We start from the raw sequence: 5,657 nt of genomic DNA on the forward strand, positions 1-5,657 counted from the left end.
GCCTTCGGATTGGCGCGACACCCCAGGTGTCGCAAGGCAGTACCGAGGTGGTACTGCCATGCCTGTTTTACAAGGCCGTCAAACTCACCAGCGGTAGTGGGCGAATGCCTTGTTGGCTTCGGCCATGCGGTGGGTTTCTTCGCGCTTCTTGATGGCACCTCCACGGTTTTCCGAGGCATCCAGCAGTTCAGCCGCCAGCTTCTTCGGCATGGTGTTTTCACCACGCTTACGAGCCGAGTCGATCAGCCAGCGCATGGCCAGAGCCATCTTGCGCGACGAACGGACTTCAACCGGCACCTGGTAGGTCGCACCGCCGACGCGGCGGGACTTCACTTCGACCGACGGAGCCACGTTGTCCAGAGCCTTCTGAACCAGCTCGATGGAGTTCGGGTTCTTTTCGGCGATGACGTCCATTGCGCCATAGACGATCTTTTCAGCAACGGACTTCTTGCCGCTCAGCATCACCATGTTGATGAAGCGGGCAATGGTTTCGCTCCCGTGCTTGGGATCGGGCAGGACCGAACGCTGCGGCGTATTACCTTTACGAGACATGTGTACTTTCCCTTAGCTCTTCGGACGCTTGGCGCCGTACTTGGAACGGGCCTGGCGGCGCTTGGCGACGCCCGAGGCATCGAGCGAACCACGAACGGTGTGGTAACGCACACCCGGCAGGTCCTTGACGCGACCGCCGCGGATCAGGACCACGGAGTGCTCCTGCAGGTTGTGGCCTTCGCCACCGATGTAGCTGATGACCTCTTCCTGGTTGGTCAGGCGGACCTTGGCAACCTTGCGGAGGGCCGAGTTCGGCTTCTTCGGGGTGGTGGTGTACACGCGGGTGCAGACGCCACGGCGCTGCGGGCACTTATCAAGTGCCGGCGAGGCACTCTTGTAAGTGGTTGCCTGCCGCGGCTTGCGGACAAGCTGATTGATCGTCGCCATCAGTATGTTCTTCTGAGAGAGGCCGAGGGAAAAACGGCCATGAATGCGGAAATGTGCAAGCAGGCCCCAAAATCGGGCCTGCCGAGACAGACGATTGTAGCAACCCCCCGAAAACACGGTCAACCGCGCGCACGGAAGGCCAGCCCTGATCCCGGGCCGTTACTGGGGCACCTAGCTTCCTTGTCCCCCGTTCAGGTTGTCTACCAGCCCCCTTTCGAGGACCGGCGGGCATCCTACAGCATCGGCGGCGGTTAATCCAGCGGCCGCCGCCGATTGCGGTGCCCTGCCCGGTTCAGCTGGGCAGGGTTCCGCGAAGAGCAGCCGGGCAAGCCCGGCTCTACATCAGTCTTCGGAGGAATCCACTTCCGGAGCGGCTTCCACCACCGGGGCTTCGGCCACGACCGGCGAACCGGCCAGGGTCTGCAGCTCCGATTCGGTCAGGCCCGAGGCATTGCGACGACGCTGGGCGTGGTACGCAAGACCGGTACCGGCCGGAATCAGACGGCCGACGATGACGTTTTCCTTCAGGCCGCGCAGGTTGTCCGAGGTGCCGCGAACGGCCGCTTCGGTCAGCACGCGGGTGGTTTCCTGGAACGAAGCCGCCGAGATGAACGACTCGGTGGCCAGCGACGCCTTGGTGATACCCAGCAGGACCGGATCGAAACGGGCGATCAGCTCGTTGCGGGTGGCCAGGCGGGCATTTTCCTCGATGACGCGCTGGCGCTCGGCCTGCTCGCCATTCAGGAACTTGCTGCTGCCCTGGTCGGTGATCTCGACCTTGCGCAGCATCTGGCGGGTGATCACCTCGATGTGCTTGTCGTTGATCTTCACGCCCTGCAGGCGGTACACGTCCTGGATTTCCTTGACCAGGTAGGCGGCCAGCGGCTCGACGCCCAGCAGACGCAGGATGTCCTGCGGGCTCGGTTCGCCGTCCACGATGGTTTCGCCCTTGGTCACGTGCTCACCTTCGAACACGATGACCTGACGGTACTTCGGAATCAGCTCTTCGTGCTCCGAACCATCGGTGTCCTTGATGATCAGGCGCTGCTTGCCCTTGGTGTCCTTGCCGAAGCTGATGATGCCCGAACGCTCGGCCAGGATCGCCGGATCCTTCGGCTTGCGCGCTTCGAACAGATCGGCCACGCGCGGCAGACCACCGGTGATGTCACGGGTCTTGGACGCTTCCTGCGGAATCTTGGCAACCACGTCGCCCACGCCGACGGGCGCGCCGTCCTGCAGGTTGACGATCGAGCGCGGCGGCAGCAGGTACTGCGCCGGCAGGTCGGTGCCCGGAATGCTCAGGTCGTTGCCCTTGGCATCGACGATGCGCACGATCGGACGCAGATCCTTGGCCTGCGAACCACGACGCTTCGGGTCGGTGATTTCACGCGACGCCAGACCGGTCAGTTCGTCGGTCTTCTCGATGACGGTGACGCCGTCGATGAAGTCGATGAAGCGGATGAAACCGGCCACTTCGGACACGATCGGGTGGTTATGCGGATCCCAGTTGGCCACGGTCTGGCCAGCCTTGACGGCCTCGGCGTCCTTCGACGTGATGGTCGCACCGTACGGCAGCTTGTAACGCTCACGCTCACGACCGTGGGCGTCGAGCACCGAGATTTCACCCGAACGCGACACTGCCACCAGCGAGCCATTGGCGTGCTCGACCGACTTCAGGTTGTTGAACTTCACCGAACCGGTGGTCTTGACCGTGATGTTGTCCACGGCCGCCGCACGCGATGCCGCACCACCGATGTGGAACGTACGCATGGTCAGCTGGGTACCCGGCTCACCGATCGACTGCGCGGCGATGACGCCGACCGCTTCACCGATGTTGACCAGGTGACCACGGGCCAGGTCGCGGCCGTAGCAGTTGGAGCACACGCCGAACGCGGATTCGCAGCTGATGGTCGAGCGGACCTTCACCGACTGCACGCCGGCGTCTTCCAGCTTGGCCACCCACTGTTCGTCCAGCAGGGTGTTGCGGGTCACGATCGGATCTTCGTCGTTGCCCGGCAGGAACACGTCCTCGGCCACGACACGACCCAGCACGCGGTCCTTCAACGGCTCCACGACGTCGCCGCCTTCCACGATCGGGGTCATGGTCAGGCCTTCGGTGGTACCGCAGTCCACTTCGGTGATGACCACGTCCTGCGCCACGTCGACCAGACGACGGGTCAGGTAACCCGAGTTCGCGGTCTTCAGCGCGGTATCGGCCAGACCCTTACGGGCACCGTGGGTGGAGTTGAAGTACTCCTGCACGTTCAGGCCTTCACGGAAGTTCGCCTTGATGGGCGTTTCGATGATCGAGCCGTCCGGACGGGCCATCAGGCCGCGCATACCGGCCAGCTGACGGATCTGGGCCTGCGAACCACGCGCGCCGGAGTCGGCCATGATGTACAGCGAGTTCATCGACTTCTGGTCGATGGTCTCACCCTTGGCATTGACGACCTTCTCGGTACCGATGGTGTCCATCATCGCCTTGGCGATGCGCTCGTTGGTGCGCGACCAGATGTCGACCACCTTGTTGTAGCGCTCGCCGGCGGTGACCAGACCCGACTGGTACTGCTCCTGGATTTCCAGCACTTCGGCTTCGGCCTCGGTGAGGATGCCGCGCTTCTCGTCCGGGATCAGCATGTCGTCGATACCGATCGACACGCCGGCGCGGGTTGCGTAAGCGAAGCCGGTGTACATCAGCTTGTCGGCGAACACGACCGTGTCCTTCAAGCCCAGCTGACGGTAGCTGGAGTTGATCAGGCGCGAGATGTTCTTCTTGGTCAGTTCGACGTTGGCCAGCGCGAACGGCAGGCCTTCCGGCAGGATTTCAGCCAGCAGGGCGCGACCGATCGTGGTGTCCACGATCGAGGTCTTGTTCTGCTTGTTGCCTTCCTCGTCGGTCACCACTTCGGTGATGCGGACCTTGACCTTGGCGTGCAGTTCCACCACGCGGTTGTCGTAGGCGCGCTTCACTTCGGCGATGTTGGCGAAGGCCATGCCCTCGCCCTTCTTGTTTTCCAGGGCGCGGGTCATGTAGTACAGACCCAGCACCACGTCCTGCGACGGCACGATGATCGGCTCGCCGTTGGCCGGCGACAGGATGTTGTTGGTCGACATCATCAGCGCACGCGCTTCCAGCTGGGCTTCCAGCGAGAGCGGCACGTGGACGGCCATCTGGTCACCGTCGAAGTCGGCGTTGAACGCAGTACACACCAGCGGGTGCAGCTGGATGGCCTTGCCTTCGATCAGCACCGGCTCGAACGCCTGGATGCCCAGACGGTGCAGGGTCGGCGCACGGTTCAGCATGACCGGGTGTTCGCGGATGACTTCTTCCAGGATGTCCCAGACTTCAGCTTCTTCGCGCTCGACCAGCTTCTTGGCGGCCTTGATGGTGGTGGCCAGGCCACGACGCTGCAGCTTGGCGAACACGAACGGCTTGAACAGTTCCAGCGCCATCTTCTTCGGCAGGCCGCACTGGTGCAGGCGCAGGTACGGACCGACCACGATGACCGAACGGCCCGAGTAGTCGACGCGCTTGCCCAGCAGGTTCTGACGGAAGCGACCCTGCTTGCCCTTGATCATGTCGGCCAGCGACTTCAGCGGGCGCTTGTTGGTGCCGGTGATGGCACGGCCGCGACGGCCGTTGTCCAGCAGCGCATCGACCGATTCCTGCAGCATGCGCTTTTCATTGCGCACGATGATGTCCGGCGCGTTCAGCTCGAGCAGACGGCGCAGGCGGTTGTTACGGTTGATGACGCGGCGGTACAGGTCGTTCAGGTCGGAGGTCGCGAAGCGGCCGCCGTCCAGCGGGACCAGCGGACGCAGGTCCGGCGGCAGCACCGGCAGCACGGTCATGACCATCCACTCCGGACGGTTGCCCGATTCCAGGAAGGCTTCGACCAGCTTGATGCGCTTGGTGAGGCGCTTGAGCTTGGTTTCCGAACCGGTGCTGGCGATTTCTTCGCGCAGACGGGTCATTTCCGACTGCAGGTCGATGGTGCGCAGCAGTTCGTACACGGCTTCTGCGCCCATGGCGGCGTCGAAGTCGTCGCCGTGCTCCTGGCGTGCCTGCAGGTACTGTTCTTCGGTCAGCAGCTGACGACGCTCCAGGGCGGTCAGGCCCGGCTCGGTCACCACGTAGGCTTCGAAGTACAGCACGCGCTCGATGTCACGCAGGGTCATGTCCAGCATCAGGCCGATGCGCGACGGCAGCGACTTGAGGAACCAGATGTGCGCGACCGGCGAGGCCAGGTCGATGTGGCCCATGCGCTCGCGGCGCACCTTGGCCAGGGTCACTTCGGTGCCGCACTTTTCGCAGACCACGCCGCGGTGCTTCATGCGCTTGTACTTGCCGCACAGGCACTCGTAGTCCTTGACCGGTCCGAAGATGGCGGCACAGAACAGGCCGTCACGCTCCGGCTTGAAGGTACGGTAGTTGATGGTTTCCGGCTTCTTCACTTCGCCGAAGGACCACGAACGGATCAGGTCCGGCGAGGCCAGCGCGATCTTGATCGCGTCGAAGTCCAGCGTCTGGCGCTGCTGGTTGAAGAGGTTGAGCAGGTCTTTCATGGTGTTTCTCCGAAAGGAGGAAATCTGTGTCGATGGGCTGTGGGATCACTTCCGGCGGGGGGGGGGGGGGGGGGGGGGGGGGGGGGGGGGGGGGGGGGGGGGGGGGGGGGGGGGGGGGGGGGGGGGGGGGGGGGGGGGGGGGGGGGGGGGGG

General features: G+C 63.9%; 3 protein-coding genes. All 3 read right to left on the reverse strand.

The genetic code is table 11. The features are described from left to right. Positions 1 to 84 precede the first annotated feature (84 nt). A complete protein-coding gene (gene rpsG / locus QMX83_RS19635; protein WP_125358599.1) occupies positions 85 to 552 on the reverse strand; it encodes a 30S ribosomal protein S7 in 468 nt (155 codons plus the stop codon). A gap of 12 nt (positions 553 to 564) precedes the next feature. After that, positions 565 to 939, reverse strand: a complete 375-nt coding sequence (rpsL, locus tag QMX83_RS19640) for a 30S ribosomal protein S12 (protein WP_282298327.1) — start codon at positions 937 to 939, stop codon at positions 565 to 567. 342 nt (positions 940 to 1,281) lie between these two features. After that, positions 1,282 to 5,505 carry a DNA-directed RNA polymerase subunit beta' gene (gene rpoC / locus QMX83_RS19645; protein WP_282298328.1) on the reverse strand — a complete coding sequence of 1,408 codons (4,224 nt, stop codon included), beginning with the start codon at positions 5,503 to 5,505 and terminating at the stop codon, positions 1,282 to 1,284. Positions 5,506 to 5,657 lie beyond the last annotated feature (152 nt).

The organism is Stenotrophomonas sp. PS02289 (assembly GCF_029960115.1).
Classification (GTDB): Bacteria; Pseudomonadota; Gammaproteobacteria; order Xanthomonadales; family Xanthomonadaceae; genus Stenotrophomonas.